At 68.2% G+C, this 24,428-nt stretch carries 22 protein-coding genes and 1 tRNA gene; 10 read left to right on the top strand and 13 right to left on the bottom strand.

Going from position 1 to position 24,428, the window contains the following annotated elements:
• Window positions 1–66: 66 nt before the first annotated feature.
• The gene (locus ACFV9W_RS13205; RefSeq protein WP_385759095.1) at window positions 67–1,551 is read right to left on the bottom strand and encodes a hypothetical protein; all 1,485 of its coding nucleotides are present in this window, start codon (window positions 1,549–1,551) and stop codon (window positions 67–69) included.
• A gap of 148 nt (window positions 1,552–1,699) precedes the next feature.
• Entirely contained in the window at window positions 1,700–1,828 is a 129-nt protein-coding gene (locus ACFV9W_RS13200; RefSeq protein WP_003999697.1) for a DLW-39 family protein, read from the bottom strand.
• A gap of 252 nt (window positions 1,829–2,080) precedes the next feature.
• Between ACFV9W_RS13200 and ACFV9W_RS13195 the strand changes: the two genes are divergently transcribed.
• Entirely contained in the window at window positions 2,081–2,413 is a 333-nt protein-coding gene (locus ACFV9W_RS13195) for a DUF6344 domain-containing protein (protein WP_385759092.1), read from the top strand.
• Between the two features lie 337 nt (window positions 2,414–2,750).
• Here the strand turns inward: ACFV9W_RS13195 and ACFV9W_RS13190 are convergent.
• The 9 genes from ACFV9W_RS13190 to dnaA form a co-directional block, all read right to left on the bottom strand.
• A tRNA-Ile gene (locus ACFV9W_RS13190) sits at window positions 2,751–2,824 on the bottom strand.
• Window positions 2,825–2,955: 131 nt separating this feature from the next.
• On the bottom strand, window positions 2,956–3,645 hold the full coding sequence (locus ACFV9W_RS13185) for a DUF3566 domain-containing protein (protein ID WP_385759089.1): 690 nt from the start codon (window positions 3,643–3,645) through the stop codon (window positions 2,956–2,958).
• Window positions 3,646–3,663: 18 nt separating this feature from the next.
• Window positions 3,664–6,291 carry a DNA gyrase subunit A gene (gene gyrA / locus ACFV9W_RS13180; protein WP_385759086.1) on the bottom strand — a complete coding sequence of 876 codons (2,628 nt, stop codon included), beginning with the start codon at window positions 6,289–6,291 and terminating at the stop codon, window positions 3,664–3,666.
• A gap of 41 nt (window positions 6,292–6,332) precedes the next feature.
• Window positions 6,333–8,381 (bottom strand): DNA topoisomerase (ATP-hydrolyzing) subunit B, encoded by a 2,049-nt coding sequence (gyrB, locus tag ACFV9W_RS13175; protein ID WP_385759084.1) that lies wholly within the window; start codon window positions 8,379–8,381, stop codon window positions 6,333–6,335.
• Window positions 8,382–8,680: 299 nt separating this feature from the next.
• Window positions 8,681–9,241 (bottom strand): DUF721 domain-containing protein, encoded by a 561-nt coding sequence (locus tag ACFV9W_RS13170; protein WP_385759081.1) that lies wholly within the window; start codon window positions 9,239–9,241, stop codon window positions 8,681–8,683.
• Window positions 9,238–10,362, bottom strand: coding sequence for a DNA replication/repair protein RecF (gene recF / locus ACFV9W_RS13165; protein WP_385759078.1), 1,125 nt, complete (start codon window positions 10,360–10,362; stop codon window positions 9,238–9,240). Before recF ends, ACFV9W_RS13170 begins: the two co-directional genes overlap by 4 nt.
• Before the next feature lie 55 nt (window positions 10,363–10,417).
• Window positions 10,418–11,293, bottom strand: a complete 876-nt coding sequence (gnd, locus tag ACFV9W_RS13160; protein WP_385759075.1) for a phosphogluconate dehydrogenase (NAD(+)-dependent, decarboxylating) — start codon at window positions 11,291–11,293, stop codon at window positions 10,418–10,420.
• Between the two features lie 164 nt (window positions 11,294–11,457).
• Window positions 11,458–12,588, bottom strand: coding sequence for a DNA polymerase III subunit beta (gene dnaN / locus ACFV9W_RS13155; protein ID WP_385759072.1), 1,131 nt, complete (start codon window positions 12,586–12,588; stop codon window positions 11,458–11,460).
• 920 nt (window positions 12,589–13,508) lie between these two features.
• Window positions 13,509–15,554 (bottom strand): chromosomal replication initiator protein DnaA, encoded by a 2,046-nt coding sequence (gene dnaA, locus ACFV9W_RS13150; protein WP_385759069.1) that lies wholly within the window; start codon window positions 15,552–15,554, stop codon window positions 13,509–13,511.
• 382 nt (window positions 15,555–15,936) lie between these two features.
• Here dnaA and rpmH point away from each other — a divergent pair, with 382 nt between their 5' ends.
• The 9 genes from rpmH to ACFV9W_RS13105 all read left to right on the top strand — a co-directional run bounded on the left by rpmH (window position 15,937) and on the right by ACFV9W_RS13105 (window position 22,876).
• Window positions 15,937–16,074 carry a 50S ribosomal protein L34 gene (rpmH, locus tag ACFV9W_RS13145; protein ID WP_006381191.1) on the top strand — a complete coding sequence of 46 codons (138 nt, stop codon included), beginning with the start codon at window positions 15,937–15,939 and terminating at the stop codon, window positions 16,072–16,074.
• 20 nt (window positions 16,075–16,094) lie between these two features.
• On the top strand, window positions 16,095–16,466 hold the full coding sequence (rnpA, locus tag ACFV9W_RS13140) for a ribonuclease P protein component (protein WP_385759066.1): 372 nt from the start codon (window positions 16,095–16,097) through the stop codon (window positions 16,464–16,466).
• On the top strand, window positions 16,463–16,813 hold the full coding sequence (yidD, locus tag ACFV9W_RS13135) for a membrane protein insertion efficiency factor YidD (protein WP_266711973.1): 351 nt from the start codon (window positions 16,463–16,465) through the stop codon (window positions 16,811–16,813). The genes rnpA and yidD overlap by 4 nt, the downstream gene beginning before the upstream one ends.
• Window positions 16,814–16,821: 8 nt before the next feature.
• Complete coding sequence (gene yidC, locus ACFV9W_RS13130; RefSeq protein ID WP_385759062.1) at window positions 16,822–18,129, top strand: membrane protein insertase YidC; 1,308 nt, start codon at window positions 16,822–16,824, stop codon at window positions 18,127–18,129.
• 53 nt (window positions 18,130–18,182) lie between these two features.
• Window positions 18,183–18,692, top strand: a complete 510-nt coding sequence (locus ACFV9W_RS13125) for a protein jag (protein ID WP_385759058.1) — start codon at window positions 18,183–18,185, stop codon at window positions 18,690–18,692.
• 112 nt (window positions 18,693–18,804) lie between these two features.
• Window positions 18,805–19,521: a 16S rRNA (guanine(527)-N(7))-methyltransferase RsmG gene (rsmG, locus tag ACFV9W_RS13120; RefSeq protein ID WP_385759055.1), complete on the top strand. Its 717-nt coding sequence runs from the start codon at window positions 18,805–18,807 to the stop codon at window positions 19,519–19,521.
• A gap of 255 nt (window positions 19,522–19,776) precedes the next feature.
• Complete coding sequence (locus ACFV9W_RS13115; protein ID WP_385759287.1) at window positions 19,777–20,853, top strand: AAA family ATPase; 1,077 nt, start codon at window positions 19,777–19,779, stop codon at window positions 20,851–20,853.
• Window positions 20,850–21,953 (top strand): ParB/RepB/Spo0J family partition protein, encoded by a 1,104-nt coding sequence (locus ACFV9W_RS13110; RefSeq protein WP_385759052.1) that lies wholly within the window; start codon window positions 20,850–20,852, stop codon window positions 21,951–21,953. Before ACFV9W_RS13115 ends, ACFV9W_RS13110 begins: the two co-directional genes overlap by 4 nt.
• A gap of 305 nt (window positions 21,954–22,258) precedes the next feature.
• Entirely contained in the window at window positions 22,259–22,876 is a 618-nt protein-coding gene (locus ACFV9W_RS13105) for a GNAT family N-acetyltransferase (protein ID WP_385759049.1), read from the top strand.
• 105 nt (window positions 22,877–22,981) lie between these two features.
• Here the strand turns inward: ACFV9W_RS13105 and trxA are convergent, their stop codons facing one another.
• Together trxA and trxB are read right to left on the bottom strand one after the other, a co-directional pair.
• A complete protein-coding gene (trxA, locus tag ACFV9W_RS13100; RefSeq protein WP_306322698.1) occupies window positions 22,982–23,314 on the bottom strand; it encodes a thioredoxin in 333 nt (110 codons plus the stop codon).
• 49 nt (window positions 23,315–23,363) lie between these two features.
• Window positions 23,364–24,341, bottom strand: a complete 978-nt coding sequence (gene trxB, locus ACFV9W_RS13095) for a thioredoxin-disulfide reductase (protein WP_385759046.1) — start codon at window positions 24,339–24,341, stop codon at window positions 23,364–23,366.
• Window positions 24,342–24,428: the final 87 nt, after the last annotated feature.

Below are 24,428 nucleotides of genomic sequence, written 5' to 3'. Positions count from 1 at the left end.
TGACCCGCCCCTGACCCGCCCCTGACTGCCCTTGACCGCTTCAGCCGCGCCGGGGGCGCGCCCCGCTCACCCCTGCGCCCGCTGCAGCTTCCGCACCTTCCGCACGGCGACCATCCGCCACACCCCCAGCCACAGCACCAGCGCGCTCCCGGTCCCGACCCCGGACACCCCCACCACCGTCATCAGGCCGTCCCCCGACGCCGCGGACGAAGCGACCGCACCTTCGGAGGCATCGCCCCGCCCACCCGCGGCACCGGACCCGGACCCGCCCCCGGAATCCGCACCCGAACCCGAGTCGGACCCGGCACCGGAGCGGGACCCCGCCCCGGTGCCGGAGTCCCATTCCGCACCGCCCTCCCCCCGCTCGGCGGCCGCCAGGTCCTCGGACGTCACCTGGAACTCCCCCGGGTCCCGCACATAGTCGGGCGCCTGCTTCGCCTCCCCGTCGACGGCCACCCGCAACGTCATCCCGAGGCCCCCGGTGCCGGCCTTCCCCGCCATCGCCGGGTTGAGCGTGACCTTGAGCCAGTACCAGCCGGCGAGCCCGGTCGCCGCCTCGTCCCCGCGCGACAGCAGCCGGTTCCCGTACGCGACGGGCGGCAGCGGCTCGAACGCGGCCTCCGCCGTGCCATCCGAGTACGTGGCGCCCTTCGCCGCCACCGGCGCCCGCGCGGGGTTGTACAGCTCCATGTCGAGCGCCCCCGGGACCGTCCCCCGGGCGCCGCCACCGGTCGGCCCGTCCAACTCGGCTCCGAGGGCGAGCTGTTGCCCCCAGTCCACCGGCACCCGGTAGAAGTGGCTCTGCCCCGGCCCGATCCGGTCCTTCCAGGTGCCGGACGTCAGCGCCCTCGCGTCGTTGAACCCGGTGCCTCCGCTGCGCCGCGCCCCCGAGCCCGACGGCAGCGCCCCTGGTTCCGACGGCCAGGACCGTGCCCCCGCGCTCGGGGCGGCGGACACCAGGCCCGGCTCGGTGGCCACCCGCAGTTCGAGTCCCCAGTCCCGTTCGCTCGACCCGGCCGCGGCCGTCCGTTCCACGACCACGTAGTACGTCCCCGCCGACTGGCACCGCAGCTCTCCGGGGCGTACGGGCCGCTCGACCGCTGCCGCGACCGGCCGCGGATAGGAGCCGGAGCGGAACGTCGCCCGCTCGGCATCGCACTGATTCCCCTGGTGGTCCCTCAGCGACACCGCGATGCCGTCCGCGGCCGTCGCCTTCATCCCCGAGCCCAGCGGCGGCACGGCCACGGCGGAGGCGTAGGCGGTGGCGGCCCCGTCCAGTTCGACGCGGTAGTAGGCGATGGCACCGTCCCCCGCCGGGAGTGAACTCCGGTAGGTCGTGCCCGCCTTGAGCTGCGCCGCCGTCGCACCACTGCGCGCGCCGTCGACGCTCTGGGCGCCCTCGGCGAACTCGTACGGATTGCCGTTCCCGGCCGCCGACGCCGCTCCCGGCAGCGCCAGCACCAGGGCCGCGCACAGCCCCGCCCCGGCAGCGCCCCTCGCCGGAGCCCGGCCGCGCCGCACGTTCCTCAGCCGCCTCAGGAGTCTCCCCATGGACGGCCATCCTGCCGTTCCACTCCACGCGGTGTCCGGCGTGCGACGGATTCCTGCCACGCGATCGCACAGGTGAAGACGCCCCGGACAGCACAAGGCCCCGGCCGCTGCTGCGACCGGGGCCCTATGAAGTGACTGTTGTCGATACTCACGAACCCGTGGGCACGGAGTCAGTCGCCTCCGTCCACAGATCCTGCTCGGCGCGATCCGCCTGGATCTGGCGGTACACGAGGAGCCCGCCGATGGCGGCCAGTGCGACCAGGAGAAGCTTCTTCACCGCGCGACCTCGTCTTTCCTTTGACGTAGGGGACTTCTGGCGCCCGACTATACACACCGATCGATACCGATCGGTGACCTGGATCCACCTCAACTCGGCCCCTGAGGACAGCAGTAGAAACGGCCCGTTGCGCCCATCCGAGTGGTGTTCATCTGAATATCGACGCCCCGCGAGCGTCGGTCCCCCACTCCCGGGCCCCCATCCACATCATGAGGAAAGTAATCAAATCGCCCAACCTGAAAGCGAGGGGCCATGACCAAGCAGAAGGTCATGACGCTGTGGACCGTCATCATCTCCGCAGTCATCGCGCTGTTCTCGGCGCTCGGACTCACCTCCCCGGCCACCGCGGCCACTCCGGCTCAGCAGACGGAGAAGACCCAGCCCGCGGCGGTCAGCGCTCCCGCCCCCGCGGCGGCCCGCCCGTACTGGTCGCTCAAGCGGTCCCTGCCACCGACGATGAAGCAGCGGATCCGCGCCGAGGCCCACGGCTCCTCCCCGAGCGTCCGCCACCGCCCGCCGGCCGACACCGAGCAGCGCAACGCCGACAGCCACCTGGCGGCCGAGACCCTCACCACGCAGCTGTAGCCCGCACCACGCAGCAGACGTAGCCGCTCAAGCAGTAGACGTAGAAAAAGCAGCGGCACAGACGGAACAGCACCACAGACAGATCAGCAGCACGCAGCACAGACGGACCCGCACCAAAGACGGAACAGCCGGGCGCACAACCACGCCCGGAGACGGCAGCACAGCAACACGGCAACACGGCAGTACCGCACAACAGAAGAGCAGGACTGTCGAACGAGGCCCCAGCCATCCCCTACGGCTGCGAGGGCCCATCGGCATGTCCGCCCGCGGCCCTGCACCGCTAACACGCGAACAGCAGAAGACCCCCAAGCGTTTCCGCTTGAGGGTCCTCATGATGTGGGGCTAACAGGATTTGAACCTGTGGCCTCATCCTTATCAGGGATGCGCTCTAACCAACTGAGCTATAGCCCCGCCGCGCTCTGCGGTGTGTGTCCCGCGCGCTGACTCCTGAAGATTAGCGCACTGGGGGGCCAGTCCCAAAATCGATAGTCCTGGCCCGCCCACCAGCGGGTCTTGCAGGCCTCAGAAAGCCGGGGGAACGGTCACTCGTCCTCGGCGAGCGTGAGCTCGACGCCGCCGACGAAGCCCGCGGAGAGGTTGTAGATGAACGCGCCGAGCGTCGCCAGGGCCGTGGCCAGGACGACGTCGATGACGGCGATGACCGTCGTGAACATCAGGACGCGCGGCAGCGACAGGAACGACTGCAGGTCGAAGCCGTTGGACTCGTTCGAGCCCGTGGCCTCGGAGATCGTGCCGCCGACCGTGGAGAAGACGCCCATGGCGTCCATGACCATCCACAGCACGGCGGCCGCGATGATCGTGCAGATGCCGAGCGCGATGGACAGCAGGAAACTGACCTTCATCACCGACCACGGGTCCGCCTTCGCGACCCGCAGACGGGCCTTGCGCGTACGCGGGGTGGTGCGCGCCCCGGTGCGCGGCCTGCGGGTCCCGTCCGGTGAGTTCTGGTACGCCTGCGGCGGGTGATACGGCTGGGCCGGCTGCTGCGGCCTCTCGCCCGGCAGGGCGCCGCTCTCGCCGGCCGCGTACTGCTGGGTCTGCGGACCTCGGGTGTCCGTCACAGTTCCCCCCTGGGATCCATGAGACTCGTTCGAGTCGGTCGAGTCGGTTGAGCCTTTGACGTCATCGACGTCGTGAGCGGAGCCACGGCCGCTCTCGGTTTCCGTACCGGTGGATGTCCCGGTAGAGCCTGCGCCCGTGGCTCCGCTCACGATGACTCACTCCTCGCGCTACTCGGCCGAGGACTGTCCGCCCTCGTCCGTTCCGACGGCCGTCTCACCCGCGGTGGAATCGTCGATGTCGACGCCGTCCTCGTCCTGCGGGACGTCGCCGTCGACTTCCTCCGCCTCACGGCCGGCCTCGGCGTTACGAGCGATGCCCACGACGGCATCGCGCTTGCCCAGGTTGATCAGTTGGACGCCCATGGTGTCACGGCCCGTCTCCCTGACCTCGTTGACTCGCGTACGAATCACACCGCCGGACAGCGTGATGGCGAGGATCTCGTCGGTCTCCTCGGTCACCAGGGCTCCGACGAGCTCGCCGCGGTCCTCCACGATCCTGGCGGCCTTGATACCGAGGCCACCGCGACCCTGGACGCGGTACTCGTCGACGTTGGTCCGCTTCGCGTACCCACCGTCGGTGGCGGTGAAGACGAACGTACCGGCACGCACGACATTCATCGAGAGCAGCTCGTCGTCCTCGCGGAAGCTCATGCCCTTGACGCCGGACGTGGCTCGGCCCATGGGACGCAGTGCGTCGTCCGTGGCGGTGAACCGGATGGACTGCGCCTTCTTACTGATGAGCAGCAGGTCGTCCTCGGCGGAGACCAGCTCGGCGCCGATCAGCTCGTCGTCCGAACCGTCCGCCTTCTCGCGGAGGTTGATGGCGATGACGCCACCGGAGCGCGGCGAGTCGTAGTCCTTCAGAGGCGTCTTCTTGACGAGCCCCGCCTTCGTGGCGAGCACCAGGTAGGGCACCGCTTCGTAGTCGCGGATCGCGAGGATCTCGGCGATCGACTCGTCCGGCTGGAAGGCCAGCAGGTTCGCGACGTGCTGACCGCGTGCGTCCCGCCCGGCGTCCGGGAGTTCGTACGCCTTCGCGCGGTAGACGCGTCCCTTGTTGGTGAAGAAGAGCAGCCAGTGGTGGGTCGTCGACACGAAGAAGTGGTCGACGATGTCGTCTTCCTTGAGCTTCGTGCCGCGCACGCCCTTGCCGCCGCGCTTCTGGGAGCGGTAGTCGTCGGTCTTGGTGCGCTTGACGTAGCCGCCGCGCGTGATGGTGACGACGATGTCCTCTTCGGCGATCAGGTCCTCGATGGACATGTCGCCTTCGAAGGGCACCAGCTTGGTGCGGCGGTCGTCGCCGAACTTGTCGACGATCTGCTGCAGCTCCGAGCTGACGATCTCGCGCTGGCGCTGCGGCGAGGCCAGGATCGCGTTGTACTCGTTGATCTTCTGCTGGAGCTCGTCGTGCTCCTGGACGATCTTCTGGCGCTCCAGGGCGGCCAGTCGGCGCAGCTGCATCTCGAGGATGGCGTTGGCCTGGATCTCGTCGATCGTGAGGAGCTCCATGAGGCCCCCGCGCGCGACGTCGACGGTCTCACTGCGCCGGATGAGCGCGATGACCTCGTCGATGGCGTCCAGGGCCTTCAGGAGGCCGCGCAGGATGTGGGCGCGCTCCTCGGCCTTGCGCAGCCGGAACTTCGTCCGGCGGACGATGACCTCGATCTGGTGCGTCACCCAGTGGCGGATGAACGCGTCGAGCGAGAGGGTGCGCGGGACGCCGTCGACGAGCGCCAGCATGTTGGCGCCGAAGTTCGTCTGCAGGTCCGTGTGCTTGTACAGGTTGTTCAGTACGACCTTGGCGACGGCGTCGCGCTTCAGGACGATGACCAGGCGCTGGCCCGTGCGGGACGAGGTCTCGTCGCGGACGTCCGCGATGCCGCCGACCTTGCCGTCCTTCACGAGGTCGGCGATCTTCTGGGCGAGGTTGTCCGGGTTGACCTGGTAGGGCAGCTCGGTGACGACCAGGCACTGGCGGTTCTGGATCTCCTCGACGGCGACGACCGCGCGCATCGTGATGGAGCCACGGCCGGTGCGGTACGCCTCCTCGATGCCCTTGCGGCCCACGACGAGGGCGCCGCTCGGGAAGTCGGGGCCCTTGATGCGCTCGATGAGGGCGTCCAGGAGCTCCTCGTGCGAGGCCTCCGGGTTCTCCAGGTACCACTGGGCGCCGGACGCGACCTCGCGCAGGTTGTGCGGCGGGATGTTGGTGGCCATGCCGACCGCGATGCCCGCCGAGCCGTTGACCAGCAGGTTCGGGAAGCGGGCCGGCAGGACGGTCGGCTCCTGGGAGCGGCCGTCGTAGTTGTCCGTGAAGTCGACGGTCTCCTCGTCGATGTCACGGACCATCTCCATGGACAGCGGTGCCATCTTGCACTCGGTGTACCGCATGGCGGCCGCGGGGTCGTTGCCCGGGGAGCCGAAGTTTCCGTTGGAGTCCACCAGCGGCATGCGCATCGACCACGGCTGGGCGAGGCGCACCAGGGCGTCGTAGATCGAGGAGTCGCCGTGCGGGTGGTAGTTGCCCATGACGTCGCCGACGACGCGGGCGCACTTGTAGAAGCCCTTCTCGGGCCGGTAGCCGCCGTCGTACATGGCGTACAGGACGCGGCGGTGTACGGGCTTGAGGCCGTCGCGTACGTCGGGCAGCGCGCGGGACACGATGACGGACATCGCGTAGTCCAGGTAGGAGCGCTGCATCTCCGTCTCGAGCCCGACGGGCTCGATCCGCATCGCGATGGCGCTGCCGTCCTCGTTCTCCTCGGGCGGCGGCGTGGGGGTGTTCTCGTCGGCCATTGCTGGTCAAGATCCTTTCTGTGCGGTCAGCTGAGACCGACTCAGATGTCGAGGAAGCGGACGTCCTTGGCGTTTCGCTGGATGAACGAGCGCCGGGCCTCGACGTCCTCGCCCATGAGGACCGAGAACAGGTCGTCGGCCTGGGCGGCGTCGTCGAGCGTGACCTGGCCGAGCACACGGTGCTCCTGGTCCATGGTCGTGACGCGCAGTTCCTCGGCGTTCATCTCACCGAGACCCTTGAAGCGCTGGACCGAGTCGTCCTTGATGCGCTTGCCTGCCTGCCTGCCCATCTCGATGAGGGCGTCGCGCTCGCGGTCCGAGTACGCGTACTCGAAGTCGTCACGGCCCCACTTGATCTTGTAGAGCGGCGGGCGCGAGAGGAACACGTGGCCGGCTTCGACGAGCGGCCGCATGAAGCGGAACAGGAAGGTCAGCAGCAGGGTGTTGATGTGCTGGCCGTCGACGTCGGCGTCCGCCATCAGGATGATCTTGTGATAGCGGAGCTTCTCGATGTCGAAGTCCTCGTGGACTCCGGTGCCGAAGGCCGAGATCAGCGCCTGGATCTCCTGGTTGTGCAGGATCTTGTCGATGCGCGCCTTCTCGACGTTCAGGATCTTGCCTCGGATCGGCAGGATGGCCTGGTACATCGGGTCACGGCCGGACTTCGCCGAGCCACCGGCGGAGTCACCCTCGACGATGAAGATCTCGCACTTGGTGGGGTCGTTCGACTGGCAGTCGGAGAGCTTGCCCGGCAGGGACGCGGTCTCCAGGAGGCCCTTGCGGCGGGTCAGGTCGCGGGCCTTGCGGGCCGCCACGCGCGCGGTGGCCGCCTGGATGGCCTTGCGGATGATGTCCGTGGCCTCGACGGGGTTGCGGTCGAGCCAGTCCTGGAGGTGCTCGTAGACGACCTTCTGGACGAACGTCTTCGCCTCGGTGTTGCCCAGCTTGGTCTTCGTCTGGCCCTCGAACTGCGGCTCGCTCAGCTTGATCGAGATGATCGCCGTCAGACCCTCGCGGATGTCGTCGCCCGTGAGGTTGTCGTCCTTCTCGCGCAGCAGCTTCTTGTCGCGCGCGTACCGGTTGATGAGACCGGTCATCGCGGCGCGGAAGCCCTCTTCGTGCGTACCGCCCTCGTGCGTGTGGATCACGTTCGCGAAGGAGTACACGCCCTCGCTGTAGCTGGTGTTCCACTGCATCGCGACCTCGATGGAAAGGAGCTTCTCCTTGTCCTCGGCCTCGATGTCGATCACGGAGGGGTGAACGACCTCTCCCTTGCGGGAGTTCAGGTACTTCACGAAGTCGACGATGCCGCCTTCGTAGTGGTACGACACCGAACGCGGCTCGAAGGCGGTGTCGTCGCCCGCCTCGTTCGTGTCCGCGCCGGCCGTGGCCTTCGCGATGTCGCGCTCGTCCGTGAGGTTGATCCGCAGGCCCTTGTTGAGGAAGGCCATCTCCTGGAAGCGCCGCGACAGCGTCTCGAAGGAGTACTCGGTGGTCTCGAAGATGTCGCCGTCGGCCCAGAAGGTGACCGAGGTGCCGGTCTCGTCCGTGGCCTCGTGCTTGGCGAGCGGGGCCGTCGGGACGCCGGCCTTGTACTCCTGCGTCCAGCGGTGGCCCTCGGTCTTGATCTCGACCGAGACCTTCGTGGACAGCGCGTTGACGACGGAGACGCCCACGCCGTGCAGACCGCCGGAGACGGCGTAGCCGCCGCCTCCGAACTTGCCGCCCGCGTGCAGGACGGTGAGCACGACCTCGACCGCCGGCTTCCCCTCGGAGGGGATGATGCCGACGGGGATGCCACGGCCGTTGTCGACGACGCGGACGCCGCCGTCGGGCAGGATCGTGACGTCGATCGTGTCCGCGTGACCTGCCAGGGCCTCGTCGACGGAGTTGTCCACGACCTCCTGCACCATGTGGTGAAGGCCACGCTCACCGGTCGAGCCGATGTACATGCCGGGTCGCTTGCGGACCGCGTCCAGCCCTTCGAGGACGGTGATCGCACTGGCGTCGTACGAGGCCTCTGTGGCCTCGACGTGCTCTTCGGCGTCGGTGGACGGGATGTTCTCGTTGGGGTTGCCGGAATCGGCCACGAAGCGCCCTTTCTGGCACAGCACAAGCCAAGCTCCCGGTTGGTGGCCGGAGCGGCTGCGGCGTGTTTGTTCGGTAAGCCCTGATCAGCGTTGCTCGGTGCGTCCCACAAGTGGGGCGGGATTGTCTCCCAGTGTACCGGTAGCTCGGACATAGATGGGGGTTTGGCGGTGCCTGAGTCCTCATGTGCCGCCCTCAACCGGGATCGTCCGACTCCCCCTATGCGGAGCGGGGCTCCAAGAGGCTCACAGCGGCACTCAGCGCTTCGAGGTGTGAACCACCAGCTACGGCGGCCGATCGGTCACCCGTAGGTGTCGCCGGGACCCGTGCTTCCGGGGGCTCGCAAGGGGCCGTAGCGGCGGGGGCCACCACCGGGATTCTTGATGTCGATGCGGCGCACCGCGCCGTGCCCGAGATCCTCGTTCAACCGCCTGACCAGCTGCGGAGCCAGCATCCGCACCTGCGTCGCCCACGCCGTCGAATCGCACTGCACCACCAGGACCCGCTCGTCCTCGTCGTACGTCTGCGGAACACAGTGCTTGGCGAGGTCCTCGCCGACGATCTGCGGCCAGCGCCCCATGACACCGCCGACCGCGGCCGGCGTCTCCCAGCCGCGCTCGGTGATCAGCCGGTTGATGGCGGGGCCGAGCCCCATCGGGTCCCGCCCGTCGGAGCGCGCCCCGGACCGCAGTCCGCCGCCGCGCCGCGCCTGCTTCTTCTGCTGCGCGGAGTCACCACGCGCGCGTGCCGCCTCTTTCGCCGCCCGGAGGGCGACGCGCGCCAGGTCGACACCAGAAGGCTCGGGATCGCCTTTTGGTTCCCGCGGGCCTGTCGCACCTTCGGGGGATTCACCGGCGCTCACAGCCGCTCCACCGTTCCGTCCGACACCGCGTAGCGGGTGCCCGCGAGTACCCCCGGCACGTCGTCGTCGACGGCCGCCGTGACCAGAACCTGCTCACCGGGCGCCACGAGCTCCGCCAGGCGCTCCCTGCGGCGCGCGTCCAGCTCGGCGAAGACGTCGTCGAGCACGAGCACCGGCTCGTTCCCCTCGGCCCGCAGCAGGTCGTACGAGGCCAGGCGCAGCGCCAGCGCGTACGACCAGGACTCGCCGTGGCTCGCGTAGCCCTTGGCGGGCAGCTGGCCGAGCTTGAGGACCAGTTCGTCGCGGTGCGGGCCGACCAGCGTGACGCCCCGCTCGATCTCCTGCTTGCGCGCCCCTTCGAAAGCGGCGAGGAGCTGCTCGTAGAGCTCCTCGCGCGCGTGCCCGACGATTTCGGGGGACGAGGGCTTGTACTCCAGGGCGATCGGCCCGCCGCCCGGCGCCAGCTGCTCGTACGCCTTGTCGGCCAGCGGCTGCAGCGTCGCGACCAGGTCGAGCCGCTGCGCGAGCAGCTCCGCGCCCGCGCGCGCGATGTGCTGGTCCCATACGTCGAGCGTGGACAGGTCCATGGTGCGCCCGCCGTGCCGCCGCGCGAGCGCCGCGGACTTCAGGAGCGTGTTGCGCTGCTTCAGGACCCGGTCGTAATCGGAGCGCACGCCCGCCATCCGGGGCGAGCGCGCGGTGACCAGCTCGTCGAGGAAGCGCCGGCGCTCGCCGGGGTCGCCCTTCACCAGGGCCAGGTCCTCGGGCGCGAACAGCACCGTGCGGACGATCCCCAGCACGTCACGCGGCTTGACCTGCGAGGACCTGTTGATCCTCGCGCGGTTCGCCTTGCCCGGGTTCAGCTCCAGCTCGACGAGCTGCTGGCGCTCGCCCTGGCGCACCTGCGCCCGGATCACGGCGCGCTCGGCGCCCATGCGCACCAGCGGGGCGTCGGAGGAGACGCGGTGGCTGCCGAGCGTGGCGAGGTAACCGACGGCCTCGACGATGTTCGTCTTGCCCTGTCCGTTGGGGCCCACGAACGCGGTGACGCCCGGGTCGAGTGCGACCTCGGCCCGGGCGTACGAGCGGAAGTCGGCCAGCGACAGATGCGTGACGTGCATGGTCGTGGGCCGACCTCCCCCAGAGTTCTGAACAGCGGTTTTCTACAGGTGTGGATTACTTCTTCTCGACGGCGTGGCCGCCGAACTGGTTGCGCAGCGCCGCGATCATCTTCATCTGCGGCGAGTCCTCCTGGCGGGAGGAGAAGCGGGCGAACAGCGACGCGGTGATCGCCGGCAGCGGCACCGAGTTGTCGATCGCGGCCTCCACCGTCCAACGGCCCTCACCCGAGTCCGCGGCGTAACCGCGCAGCTTGTCGAGGTGGGTGTCCTCGTCCAGCGCGTTGACGGCCAGGTCGAGCAGCCAGGAACGGATGACCGTGCCCTCCTGCCAGGACCGGAAGACCTCACGGACGTTGTCCACGGAGTCGACCTTCTCCAGCAGCTCCCACCCCTCGGCGTAGGCCTGCATCATGGCGTACTCGATGCCGTTGTGGACCATCTTCGAGAAGTGCCCGGCACCGACCTTGCCCGCGTGCACGTAGCCGAAGTCGCCCTCCGGCTTGAGCGCGTCGAAGACCGGCTTGACCTTCGCGACGTTCTCCTCGGAACCGCCGACCATCAGCGCGTAGCCGTTCTCCAGGCCCCACACGCCACCCGAGACGCCCGCGTCGACGAAGCCGATGCCCTTGGCCGCCAGCTCCTCCGCGTGCTTCTCGTCATCCGTCCAACGCGAATTGCCACCATCGACCACGATGTCGCCCTCGGACAGCAGCTCCCCGAGCTCGTCGATCGTGGACTGGGTCGCGGCACCGGCCGGAACCATCACCCACACCACACGCGGGCCCTTGAGCTTGCCCACAAGCTCCGCGAGGCTGTGGACGTCCGCGAGGTCCGGATTGCGGTCGTAGCCGAAGACGGTGTGGCCGGCGCGGCGGATGCGCTCGCGCATGTTGCCGCCCATCTTGCCGAGGCCGACGAGACCGAGCTCCATCTGTGGTTCCTTACGTTGCGACGAGGCGTGAGGTGGTGCGGGGCGGTACGGAACCACGCGCGCGTGGCGTCTCGTACCTGCGTCCGAGCCTAAACCCGGACGCTCCCGCACACCTGTGGGCATAGCCGCTCGGGCGAACCCGGGCGGCCCGCCCCTCAAGCTCCTCAGCCGGAGAGCCGCACCGGCATGATCAGGTACTTGTACGCGTCGTCCGCCTCGGCGTCCAGGGCCGGCTTGCCGGAGAGCAGCGCGGGCTTGGTGGATGTCGTGAACGACAGCTGGGCGACCGGGGAGTCGATCGCGCTCAGGCCGTCGAGCAGGAACGTCGGGTTGAAGGCGATCGAGATGTCGTCGCCCTCCAGATTGGCGTCCACCCTTTCCACAGCCTGTGCGTCGTCGCTGGAGCCGGCCTCCAGGATGAGCACACCCTGCTCGAAGCTGAGCCGCACCGGAGTGTTGCGCTCGGCGACGAGGGCCACACGCTTGACGGCCTCCACGAAGGGGGCGGTCTCGATGACGGCCACGGAGTTGAACTCCGTCGGGAACAGCGTGCGGTACTTCGGCAGGTCGCCCTCGAGGAGACGGGTCGTGGTGCGGCGGCCCGCGCCCTCGAAGCCGATGAGGCCCTCGCCCGCACCGGAGCCGGCGAGCGCCAGCGTGACCGTGTCACCGCTCGTGAGCGCCTTGGCGGTGTCCAGGAGCGTCTTGGCGGGCACCAGGGCGACCGCGGAGGCCTCCGGGTCCTCCGGCTTCCACAGGAACTCGCGGACCGCGAAGCGGTAGCGGTCGGTGGACGCCAGCGTCACCGTGTCGCCCTCGATCTCGATGCGCACACCGGTGAGGACGGGCAGCGTGTCGTCACGGCCGGCCGCGATGGCCACCTGGGACGCGGCGGCCGCGAAGACCTCACCCGGGACGGTGCCCGTGGCGGTCGGCATCTGCGGCAGCGCCGGGTACTCCTCCACAGGAAGCGTGTGGAGTGTGAATCGCGAGGAGCCGCAGACAACGGTCGCTCGTACACCGTCTGTGGAGATCTCCACCGGACGGTTGGGCAGAGCGCGGCAGATGTCGGCGAGCAGGCGACCGGAGACGAGCACCGTGCCTTCCTCGTCGATCTCCGCGTCCACCGATACGCGTGCCGAAACCTCGTAGTCGAAGCTCGACAGGCTGAGTGCGCCCTCCTCGGCCTTCAGCAGAAGGCCCGCGAGGACGGGCGCAGGCGGTCGTGCCGGGAGGCTGCGCGCCGCCCAGGCCACTGCCTCCGCGAGTACGTCGCGTTCCACCCGGATCTTCACCGTAAGCCGCCTCCTGCTGTTGCTGGCTGCTCTCGCCCTGCTTGGTCTTCGGTCTGCCGTCTGCATCGGCAGACGTGGTGTCTCTCGGCCCACCGATGGGGAGAACACCGGGGAACAGTCTGACGCACCGCACTGACAGTCGTTGCCTGCCTCGGTCAAGTCACGCCGAACCGAGGCCGAGGTGCCGAGAGCGAGTTGTGCACAGCCCAGGCTTCGAAACGAATTCCCAGCTCTTACTAGTTGGACGTAGTAGTAGGGGCTGTGGAAAGCGTGGATAACCTCTAAAGCGCAGGTCAGAGGCGGTTTTTTGTCCACCGGGCCTGTGGGCCGAGGCGGTGGACAACCGGCCTTCGCTGTGGATGGCGGAAAGTTCTGCACACTCGATGCACAGCCTCGGGCGACTTCTCCCCAGCGCCGTCCCCAGCTTTACCCAGGTTCTCCCCAGCCCAACCGACCACCTTGGTGTGACGCCTTTCACTCGCGGAGGTGAGATCGCGCGTTGCGTTGCCGAACAGTGGACAGCCGTGTGGAGAAGCTCTTGATCGCTGTGCACAACGAGCCGGAGCCTGTGGGTTGCCGGTGGACAACATCATGCACAGCCTGTGGAGAAAAAATCTCTCCACAGGCTGTGGAGACAGCTTTTCCACGAATCCACAGGCGCCTGACCTGGGCTGATGCCCTGTCACCCCGGGACCCTGTGGATGCCATCTGGACAACTTCCCAGTCCCCAGGGTGTGGATCGCAAAAACCTGGCCGATCTGTGGAGAACACCCGTAACGCGGCCGGGAATCGAACACCGGTTGAGCGAGAGGTGTCCTCGGGCCGGCGACCGGGACGGCGTCGAGCGTGCCCACAGACGCGAAAAGGGCGCTCCGGGGAGTCGTTCCCGAAGCGCCCTGCGGGTCGTAACCGGGCCGCTGTCAGCCGTTCTTGATGCGGTTGGTGAGCTCGGTGACCTGGTTGTAGATGGAGCGCCGCTCGGCCATCAGCGCGCGGATCTTGCGGTCCGCGTGCATCACGGTCGTGTGGTCACGGCCGCCGAACTGGGCGCCGATCTTCGGCAGCGAGAGGTCGGTCAGCTCACGGCACAGGTACATGGCGATCTGCCGGGCCGTCACCAGGACGCGGCTGCGCGAGGACCCGCAGAGGTCCTCCACGGTGAGACCGAAGTAGTCCGCGGTCGCCGCCATGATGGCCGAGGCCGTGATCTCGGGAGCCGCGTCCTCGCCGCCGGGGATCAGATCCTTGAGGACGATCTCCGTGAGGCCCAGGTCCACAGGCTGTCGATTGAGCGACGCGAACGCCGTGACGCGGATCAACGCCCCTTCCAGCTCACGGATGTTGCGCGAGATGCGGGACGCGATGAACTCGAGTACTTCCGGAGGCGCGTTGAGCTGCTCCTGCACCGCCTTCTTACGAAGGATGGCGATGCGGGTCTCCAGCTCCGGCGGCTGGACGTCCGTGATCAGGCCCCACTCGAAGCGGTTGCGCAGCCGGTCCTCCAGGGTCACCAGCTGCTTGGGCGGCCGGTCGCTGGACAGCACGATCTGCTTGTTCGCGTTGTGGAGCGTATTGAAGGTGTGGAAGAACTCCTCCTGCGTCGACTCCTTGTCCGCGAGGAACTGGATGTCGTCGACGAGCAGGATGTCCATCTCTCGGTACCGCTTGCGAAAGGAGTCGCCCTTGCCGTCGCGGATCGAGTTGATGAACTCGTTGGTGAACTCCTCGGAGCTCACGTACCGCACGCGCGTGCCGGGATACAGGCTGCGCGCGTAGTGCCCGATGGCGTGCAGCAGGTGCGTCTTGCCGAGGCCCGACTCCCCATAGATGAACAGGGGGTTGTACGCCTTGGCGGGTGCTTCGGCGACGGCGACCGCGGCCGCGTGCGCGAAGCGGTTCGACGCGCCGATGACGAACGTGTCGAAGAGGTACTTGGGGTTCAGGCGCGCCGTCGGCTCGCCGGGGCCGGTCGCCGGCGCGGGCTGGGCCGCCAGCGGGCCCGGCGCTCCACTGGGCACGCCACGGTTGCCGTGCCCGCCGGGGCCGTGCCCGCCGTCCTGGGGCGGGCGGCCGCCCATCGCGGGCTTGCCGGGCTCACGGCGCTGCGGCCGCTCACGCGGAGGTTCGTAGGAACCGCGCTCCTCATAGGACGACCGCTCTTCATAAGAAGAGCGGTCCTCGTAGGAACGGTCTTCATAGGGTCGCTCTTCGTAAGAAGAGCGGTCTTCGTAGGAGGAACGGTCCTCATAAGAGGGGCGGTCCTCGTAGGAGGGGCGCCCGTCCCCCTTCTGCTCGTACGGGGAGCGGTCCTGCTGCTGGTCGTAGCGGCCGCGCTCCTGCTCGTACGCCTGCTGCTGGTCGTAGGGCGGCCGTTCCTGCTGCCGGTAGTCGTGCTGCGGCTGCTGTGTGGGCGCCGCGTACGGGTCCCGCTCCGGGAAGCCGAGCCGGGGCTGCTGCCAGTTGTACTCGTCCTGCTGCGGACGCGGCCAGGCGCCCGGCTCGGGGCGCTGGTAGTCCGGGTAGGCGGGCCGGGCGGTCGGGAGCTGGTCGGGGCGGGGGGCCGGGGGCTGCTCGGCCCGCGGGCCCTGGACGTGCTCGTCGGCGCCGCGGCGCTCGTAGCCCTCGTACGCCGGCGGGGGCGTGGGGCTCGGAGCGGGTGTGGGGGTGGGCGCAGGGGTGGGGGGCTCGCCCACGGAGTCGTCGACGGTGATCGCGATCCGGATGGGGCGGCCGCACTCGCGGCTGAGGGTCTCGCTGACGACGGGGGCCAGCCGGCCCTCGAGTACGCCCTTGGCGAATTCGTTCGGCACGGCGAGCAGCGCGGTGTCGGCGACGAGGGCCAACGGCTGACAGCGCCGGATCCAGTGCTCGTCCTTCGTCTCGACGCCCTGCCCGCGGCCTTCCCCGAGGAGTTGCTCCAGAACTCGTGGCCACACTGCGGCAAGATCGGCAGGTACGTCAGCCACAGGGCACGCTCTCTCGCTGGTCCCACGAACGTGTGATTCCGGGGACGGATCGGGAAGAAAATCGGGTGGGGCGGTGAGAAGGGAACGAATCGGAGTTCAGCCACGGTAGTCAGCGCGACCGCTGCGGTTCAAGTTGTTGTCCCCAGCCTGTGGACAGTGTCCCCCGCATGACGTCGGTTTGACCGGATGGCGTAGCCGCGCGTACCGTAACCAGGTCGAGTTGTCGATGGCTGCTGCCGCCTGCCTCCGATGGGCAAGGTCACGATCCACAGTTCTTGCGGGCCGTGTAGCGGTGCACTCGGGCGTATTCGCGAGCTACTCGTGGGCGCACGGTGACAGCCAGGCGATGTCCCGCCACCACACGTTTTTCAGGAGCCCCCGAGTGAGCAAGCGCACCTTCCAGCCGAACAACCGTCGTCGTGCCAAGACCCACGGCTTCCGCCTTCGCATGCGGACCCGCGCCGGTCGTGCGATTCTCGCCAACCGTCGTGGCAAGGGTCGCGCCAGCCTGTCCGCCTGATCTCGTAATCAGGTCATGACGTGCTGCCTACCGAGTATCGGCTGAGGCGGCGCGAAGACTTCGCGACCGCGGTACGCCGGGGACGTCGGGCCGGACGCCCGCTTCTCGTCGTTCACCTACGTAGCGGTTCAACGGACCCGCACGCGCCCAGGGAGACTCTCTCCCCGCCGCGTGCGGGTTTCGTCGTGAGCAAGGCCGTGGGTGGCGCCGTCGTACGGAACGCGGTGAAGCGCAGGCTTCGGCACCTCATGCGCGACCGGGTGGCTTCGTTGCCCCCAGGTAGCCTGGTAGTCGTACGCGCGTTGCCCGGAGCGGGTGACGCGACCCACGCACAGCTGGCCCGAGACCTGGATGCCGCCCTCCAGCGGCTGCTGGGAGGGGGCGCGCGATGAAGTACCCACTGCTGGCCTTGATCAAGATCTACCAGTGGACCATCAGTCCACTGCTGGGTCCGGTGTGCAAGTACTACCCGTCGTGCTCCCACTATGGCTTCACCGCCATCGACCGGCACGGGGCAGTCAAGGGAACAGCACTCACCGCCTGGCGGATCCTTCGGTGCAATCCGTGGTCGCTGGGCGGGGTCGACTATGTTCCGCCACGCAAGCGTCCGCGCTGGCACGAGATGCTGCGCGAGGCATGGCGAGGGGACAAAAAAACGGCCCCCGCCGTTGAGGGCGACAGCCCCTCTGCACAGGACAATAAGTCCGGAGCGACTTCGCCCAACGCCCAAGGAGCCTGATCAGGGACATGATTTCCGATATCGTCAACGCTGTATCAGGCGTTTTCGCGTTCCTCACGACCCCGGTGTCGTGGGTCATCGTCCAGTTCCACACGGTCTACGGGGCGATCTTCGGCCCTGATACCGGCTGGGCCTGGGGCCTGTCGATCGTGTCCCTGGTGGTCCTGATCCGGATCTGCCTGATCCCGCTCTTCGTGAAGCAGATCAAGTCGACCCGGAACATGCAGCTGCTCCAGCCTCAGATGAAGGCGATCCAGGAGCGCTACAAGAACGACAAGCAGCGTCAGTCCGAAGAGATGATGAAGCTGTACAAGGAGACGGGTACCAACCCGCTCTCCTCGTGCCTTCCGATTCTCGTGCAGTCGCCGTTCTTCTTCGCGCTGTACCACGTCCTCGCGTCCATCGCCGAGGGCAACACGATCGGCGTCATCAACCAGTCGCTGCTGGACAGTGCCCAGAAGGCGCACATCTTCGGTGCCCCGCTGGCCGCCAAGTTCACCGACAGCGCCGCCGAGGTCCAGGCGATGGGCGCCTCGCTGACGGATGTCCGCGTGGTCACCGCCGTCATGATCGTTCTGATGTCGGCGTCGCAGTTCTACACGCAGCGCCAGCTGATGACGAAGAACGTCGACCTGACGGTGAAGACGCCGTTCATGCAGCAGCAGAAGATGCTGATGTACGTCTTCCCGCTGATCTTCCTCTTCATGGGCATCAACTTCCCCGTCGGTGTCCTCGTCTACTGGCTGACCACCAACGTGTGGACCATGGGCCAGCAGATGTACGTGATCAGCCGGAACCCCACGCCGGGCTCCAAGGCCCAGGCGAAGATGCTCGAGGCTCTGCAGAAGCACGTCGTCGACCACAGCGCCACCCGGAACAAGCGCGAGCGGAACATCGTCAAGGCGATCGTTGCCAAGGGCCGCGACCGTAACGAGTACGAGCGCAAGTTCATCAACGGGCTGAGCAAGGCCGGTCTCGCCGCGCAGGCCGACGGCACTGTCGCCAAGGGCGCCGCCGCGGAGGAGCTGGACGAGGACGGGATGCCGAAGGGCACCCCGAAGCGCCAGCAGCCCAAGCGCCAGTCCAAGTCGCAGCGCCAGTCCGGTGGCTCGACGGCTCAGGGCAAGGACGACTCCCCCTCCTCGGAGAAGACCTCGCTGGAGAAGCAGGACGAGCCGCAGGACGCGAAGCCGGGGTCCAAGACCAAGCAGTCCGGTGGGGCCAAGCCCGCGGGCGGCTCGCAGCAGCGCAGCAAGGCCAAGTCCGGGCAGCGCAAGGGCGGCCCGCAGCGGCCGAAGTCCCCGTCCAAGAAGTAAGACCTCGACGTAAGACGTTGGCGCAAGCCTTGACGCAAGAAGGAGCCCATCCCGTGACGGAAGGCACCACCGCCGCTGCTGAGGGTGGCGACACCCTGACCCGCCTCGAGCAGGAGGGTGAGATCGCCGCGGACTACCTCGAGGGTCTGCTGGACATCGCCGACCTCGACGGCGACATCGACATGGACGTGGAGGCCGACCGGGCCGCCGTGTCCATCGTCAGCGATGTGAGCAGCCGCGATCTTCAGAAGCTGGTCGGCCGCGACGGGGAGGTCCTCGAGGCGCTCCAGGAGCTGACCCGCCTCGCGGTGCACCGGGAGACCGGGGACCGCAGCCGTCTGATGCTGGACATCGCCGACTACCGCGCGAAGAAGCGCGCCGAGCTCAGCGAGCAGGGCGCCAAGGCCGCGGCCGAGGTGAAGAACACCGGTGAGCCGGTCAAGATGAACCCGATGACGCCCTTCGAGCGCAAGGTCGTGCACGACGCCATCAAGGCGGCCGGCCTGCGCAGTGAGTCCGAGGGCGAGGAGCCGCAGCGCTTCGTCGTCGTGCTTCCTGCCTGAGCGGCAGCACACGTCGCCTTCCGGCCCCGTCTGTTTCGCAGGCGGGGCCGATCTTTGTCAGCCTGTTAGTCAGCCACTTACTGCGGTAGAGCGGTACGGAAGGACGGTTCCCGTGACGGAGGCAGCAGAACTCCCCCCGGCCCCGGAGCAGGCCCGGGCGGTATTCGGGGAGCGCTTCCCGGACGCGGTCCGGTACGCGGAGCTTCTCGCTGACGCGGGAGTGCAGCGCGGCCTCATCGGCCCTCGCGAGGTGCCGCGCCTGTGGGAGCGGCACATCCTGAACTGTGCCGTGCTCTCCGAGGTGGTCCCCGAAGGCGTCACCGTGTGCGACGTGGGTTCGGGTGCGGGCCTGCCGGGCATTCCGCTCGCGCTGGTCCGTCCTGACCTCAAGATCACTCTCCTTGAGCCGTTGCTCCGTCGTACGACCTTCCTGACGGAGGTCGTCGAGCTGCTCGGGCTCGACCATGTGACCGTGGTGCGCGGGCGGGCCGAGGAGGTCCTCGGCAAGCTGACGCCCGTGCATGTGGTCACCGCTCGTGCCGTGGCCCCGCTGGACAGGCTGGCCGCGTGGGGCGTCCCGTTGCTCCGGCCGTACGGGGAGATGCTGGCGCTCAAGGGCGACACGGCTGAGGAAGAACTCAAGAGCGCGGCCACTGCCCTGAGCAAGCTCGGTGCGGTGGAGACATCCGTGCTGCATGTCGGCGAGGGTGTCGTGGACCCCCTGTCGACCGTCGTGCGCGTAGAGGTCGGGGAGAGCCCCGGCGGTGTGCGTTTCGCGGCGAAGCGCGCCAAGGCTGCCCGTACGGGACGCGCACGGCGCCGTCGCTGACGGTCGGCAGTACTCCACAAAAGCTGTCTAACGTACCCATCTCGGGGTGTCGCACGGGAGCGCATCGGGCTGCGGTGCATCGTGTTTCACGTGAAACGTCGCTCACTGCTGCAGGGCATCATCAGTCGTGGCCGCGCGGCGGCCGCTCCCCGCGACCGAAAACCCCTCGGGTCCCTCGATACGGACATGGAGTTGTCCACAGAGGGGGATTCGTCCACAGAAGCACGGGCCTCGCTGGTTCTCGACCCCGAAGGCATGGGAGGCTCTGTTCATTGCGAGCCTGAAGTCGAGGAGAGTGAATCCTTGCGGTCCGACGCCAACATCGCGGGACCGATGACCGATCCGGTCCCCGGTCCCCGTACCGAGTCGGTGGGGGAGGATGTTTCACGTGAAACGCCGCCCCCGATGGACGACACACCCATCGGTCGTGCTGCCCAACTGGCAGTAGAAGCTCTCGGTCGCGCGGGCGAGGGCCTGCCGCGACCTGAGCAGACCCGCGTCATGGTGGTGGCCAACCAGAAGGGCGGGGTCGGTAAGACCACGACAACGGTCAACCTCGCCGCCTCACTTGCGCTGCACGGCGCACGTGTCCTGGTGGTGGACCTGGACCCTCAGGGCAACGCCTCGACGGCTCTGGGTGTCGACCACCACTCGGAAGTGCCCTCCGTGTACGACGTGTTGGTCGACAGCAAGCCGCTCTCCGAAGTCGTCCAGCCCGTCCCCGACGTGGAAGGCCTCTTCTGCGCCCCGGCCACCATCGATCTCGCCGGTGCGGAGATCGAGCTGGTCTCTCTGGTCGCGCGGGAGAGCCGACTGCAGCGCGCCATCCAGGCGTACGAGCAGCCGCTGGACTACATCCTCATCGATTGTCCGCCGTCGCTCGGCCTTCTGACGATCAACGCCATGGTCGCCGGGGCGGAAGTACTGATCCCGATCCAGTGCGAGTACTACGCGCTGGAGGGCCTCGGCCAGCTCCTGCGGAATGTGGATCTCGTGCGTGGGCACCTCAACCCCGCCCTGCACGTCTCCACGATCCTGCTCACGATGTACGACGGACGGACCCGGCTGGCGTCCCAGGTCGCGGACGAAGTCCGCAACCACTTCGCCGGCGAGGTCCTTCGGACGAGCATTCCGCGCTCGGTGCGTATTTCGGAGGCCCCGAGTTATGGGCAGACCGTGTTGACCTACGATCCAGGGTCGAGCGGGGCACTCTCCTACCTCGAAGCGGCACGAGAGATGGCGCTGCGCGGAGTCGGGATTCACTACGAGGCCCCGAATGCCCACACGGGCGCTCAACTTGACCAGCAGAGTACGTCGGAGGGGATGCAGTGAGCGATCGACGGAGGGGACTTGGCCGAGGACTCGGCGCGCTGATCCCGGCTGCCCCCACACCAGAGAAGACGGGCCCGGCCACTCAGGCGGGAGGGGCCTCGACGTCTCCCGCCTCGGTGCCGGTGCTGACGACCGAGCGTGGAGTGGCGGCCGCCAAGGTGGCCGCGCTGTCACAGCCGCCTGTTTCACGGGAAACCGAGGAGTCGGCGGCCGCGGCGGCAGAGGACTTTGAGCGTCCTGCGGGAGCGCATTTCGCCGAGCTGCCGATCGACGCCATCACGCCCAACCCGCGCCAGCCGCGTGAGGTGTTCGACGAGGACGCTCTCGCCGAGCTCATCACGTCCATCAAGGAAGTCGGCCTGCTGCAGCCTGTCGTCGTACGACAGGTGGGGGCGGGCAACTACGAGCTCATCATGGGCGAGCGGCGCTGGAGGGCCTGCCGAGAGGCAGGTCTGGAGCGCATCCCGGCCATCGTGCGTGCCACGGACGACGAGAAGCTCCTTCTCGACGCGCTCCTGGAGAACCTGCACCGTGCACAGCTGAACCCGCTGGAAGAGGCTGCCGCCTACGACCAGTTGCTCAAGGACTTCAACTGCACGCACGATCAGCTGGCCGACAGGATCGGCCGGTCCCGCCCGCAGGTGTCCAACACGCTGCGGCTGCTGAAGCTTTCGCCGGCCGTCCAGCGCCGGGTGGCGGCGGGTGTGCTGTCGGCAGGGCATGCGCGTGCGCTGCTCTCCGTCGAGGACTCCGAGGAGCAGGACCGGCTGGCCCACCGCATCGTCGCCGAGGGCCTCTCGGTGCGGGCCGTCGAGGAGATCGTGACCCTCATGGGGTCGGGTCCCAAGAGCAACGCGCGGGCCAAGGGGCCGCGGGCCGGCGCCCGGGTCTCCCCGGCGCTGAGCGATCTGGCCACGCGGCTCTCGGACCGCTTCGAGACGCGGGTGAAGGTCGACCTGGGTCAGAAGAAGGGCAAGATCGTCGTCGAGTTCGCCTCGATGGACGACCTGTCGCGCATCCTCGGCTCTCTCGCTCCCGGCGAGGGACCCGTGCTCCAGAACGGTCTCCCGGAGGAGACGGACGGCGACGAACAGGACTGACCGCCGCCCTGTCACGAACAGAGAGCGGGCCGTGCTCCGGTGTGTACCGGAACACGGCCCGCTCTTTGCTTGTCTACGGTATCGAGCGAATCCCATCGTGGTTACGATGCGACGGGAAGAGCGCATCCACCCGGCGGCACCTCATACAGGAGGCGGGTCATGCGATCGGTGAGTCGCACCGGACTGATGACCGCAGGTCTCGGCCTGGGAGCGGTCGGCGGGTTCGTCGGCAGCCTGCTCAGGGAACGGAGCGCTCTGACGGCCGCCCGCGCAGCGGCGGGCGAAGGAAGCGAGGAACTGCCTTCATGGGGCGTCGGCTCGTACCGCTTACGCTGGACAACCTCCCGGACCTCCCCAAGCGCTGCCGTTCATGTGTCTTCTGGGAGCTGGACCCGGTCAGCGGCCAGGCCGCGGTAAAGGCGGGCACGCCCGAACTGGAGAAGGAAGCGTGGATCTCCGCCGTCCTGCTGGAGTGGGGCTCCTGCGGACGCGTGGTCTATGTGGATGACGTTCCGGTCGGGTTCGTGCTCTACGCGCCACCCGCGTACGTCCCACGGTCGACTGCCTTTCCGACAAGTCCGGTGTCCCCCGACGCCGTTCAGCTCATGACGGCCTGGATCTCTCCCGACTATCAGGGACAGGGGCTGGGCCGGGTCATCGTGCAGACCGTTGCGAAGGATCTGCTGCGTCGGGGCTTCAAGGCGATCGAGGCCTTCGGTGACGCTCAGTGGAACGGGCCCGCTTGTCTGCTTCCCGCGGACCATTTGCTGGCGGTCGGGTTCAAGACCGTGCGACCCCACCCCTCGTATCCGCGGCTGCGCCTGGAACTGCGGACGACGCTGTCCTGGAAGGAAGACGTCGAGATGGCCCTGGACAGGCTTCTGGGAGCCGTGCAGAAGGAACCGGCACTCCGGCCGCTGTGACGGGTCGGTGGACCCGTACAACGGAAACGGGCCGACCCTTCCGGGTCGGCCCGTTCGTGTTTCACGTGAAACAACGTCCGCCGTCTGTGAAACGGCGGCGCGTGATTATTCGGCGATGAAGTCCTCGAGGTCGCGCACGATGGCGGCCTTGGGCTTGGCACCGACGATGGTCTTGGCGACCTCGCCACCCTGGTACACGTTCAGGGTCGGGATCGACATGACGCCGTACTTGGCGGCCGTGCCCGGGTTCTCGTCGATGTTGAGCTTGACGACCTCGATCTTGTCGCCGTGCTCGGCGGCGATGGCCTCGAGCGACGGCGCGATCTGGCGGCACGGACCGCACCAGGCGGCCCAGAAGTCGACCAGGACGGGCTTGTCGCTCTTCAGGACTGCCTCGTCGAAGGTGTCGTCCGTGACGTTCTTCAGGTTGCCGGCCACAGCAGGCTCCTCATTTCTTGGGGGTGATACGCGGGTGAAAGTGTTCGGGTCAGACGCCGGCGGTCTGGGTCTTCTCCGGCTCGGCGGCCTCGCCGTCGACGAGCGCGGCCAAGAAGCGCTCGGCGTCGAGAGCGGCGGAGCAGCCGGTGCCGGCAGCCGTGATCGCCTGCCGGTAGGTGTGGTCCACGACGTCGCCGGCGCCGAAGACACCGGGGATGTTCGTACGCGTCGACGGTGCGTCGACCTTCAGGTAGCCCTCGTCGTCCAGCGTGAGCTGGCCCTTGAAGAGCTCCGTGCGCGGGTCGTGGCCGATCGCGATGAACAGGCCGGTGACCGGGAGCTCGGAGGTCTCGCCCGTCTTCAGGTTGCGCAGCGTCAGGCCCTCGAGCTTCGGGTCGCCCTTGACCTCGGCGACCTCGCTGTCCCAGATGAACTTGATCTTCGGGTCGGCGAAGGCGCGCTCCTGCATCGCCTTCGAGGCGCGCAGGGTGTCGCGGCGGTGCACGATCGTCACGGACTTGGCGAAGCGCGAAAGGAAGGTGGCCTCCTCCATCGCGGTGTCGCCGCCGCCGATGACGGCGATGTCCTGGTCCTTGAAGAAGAAGCCGTCACAGGTCGCGCACCAGGAGACGCCGCGGCCGGAGAGGGCGTCCTCGTTCGGGAGGCCGAGCTTGCGGTGCTGGGAGCCGGTGGTGACGATGACGGTCTTCGCGCGGTGCACGGTGCCCGCGGTGTCCGTCACGGTCTTGATCTCGCCGCTCAGGTCGACGGACACGACGTCGTCGGGCACGAGCTCGGCGCCGAAGCGCTCGGCCTGGCCGCGCATGTTGTCCATGAGCTCGGGGCCCATGATGCCGTCCTGGAACCCGGGGAAGTTCTCCACCTCGGTCGTGTTCATCAGTGCGCCACCAGCGGTGACGGCACCTTCGAACACGAGCGGCTTCAGCGACGCGCGCGCGGTGTAGAGCGCCGCCGTGTAGCCGGCGGGCCCGGAGCCGATGATGATCACGTTACGGACGTCGCTCACGGCTTGATTCCTCGTCTCTGCGGGACTGCTGCGTACTGCCGGGGGGAGGCCATTCGGAGGACTCTCACCCCACCCAACGGATCCTAC

The organism is Streptomyces sp. NPDC059897, assembly GCF_042730865.1.
Lineage (GTDB): Bacteria > Actinomycetota > Actinomycetes > Streptomycetales > Streptomycetaceae > Streptomyces.
The sequence above is the reverse complement of the archived record's forward strand: the minus strand, read 5'-3'. Positions and strand labels throughout refer to the sequence as shown.

Coding starts and splice junctions, on each gene's coding strand:
- ACFV9W_RS13195 (WP_385759092.1), top strand. CDS start 2,081: ATGACCAAGCAGAAGGTCATGACGCTGTGGACCGTCATCATCTCCGCA.
- ACFV9W_RS13115 (WP_385759287.1), top strand. CDS start 19,777: ATGGGAGGCTCTGTTCATTGCGAGCCTGAAGTCGAGGAGAGTGAATCC.
- yidD (WP_266711973.1), top strand. CDS start 16,463: ATGAAGTACCCACTGCTGGCCTTGATCAAGATCTACCAGTGGACCATC.
- ACFV9W_RS13105 (WP_385759049.1), top strand. CDS start 22,259: ATGGGGCGTCGGCTCGTACCGCTTACGCTGGACAACCTCCCGGACCTC.
- recF (WP_385759078.1), bottom strand. CDS start 10,362: ATGCACGTCACGCATCTGTCGCTGGCCGACTTCCGCTCGTACGCCCGG.
- yidC (WP_385759062.1), top strand. CDS start 16,822: ATGATTTCCGATATCGTCAACGCTGTATCAGGCGTTTTCGCGTTCCTC.
- ACFV9W_RS13205 (WP_385759095.1), bottom strand. CDS start 1,551: ATGGGGAGACTCCTGAGGCGGCTGAGGAACGTGCGGCGCGGCCGGGCT.
- gnd (WP_385759075.1), bottom strand. CDS start 11,293: ATGGAGCTCGGTCTCGTCGGCCTCGGCAAGATGGGCGGCAACATGCGC.
- gyrA (WP_385759086.1), bottom strand. CDS start 6,291: ATGGCCGACGAGAACACCCCCACGCCGCCGCCCGAGGAGAACGAGGAC.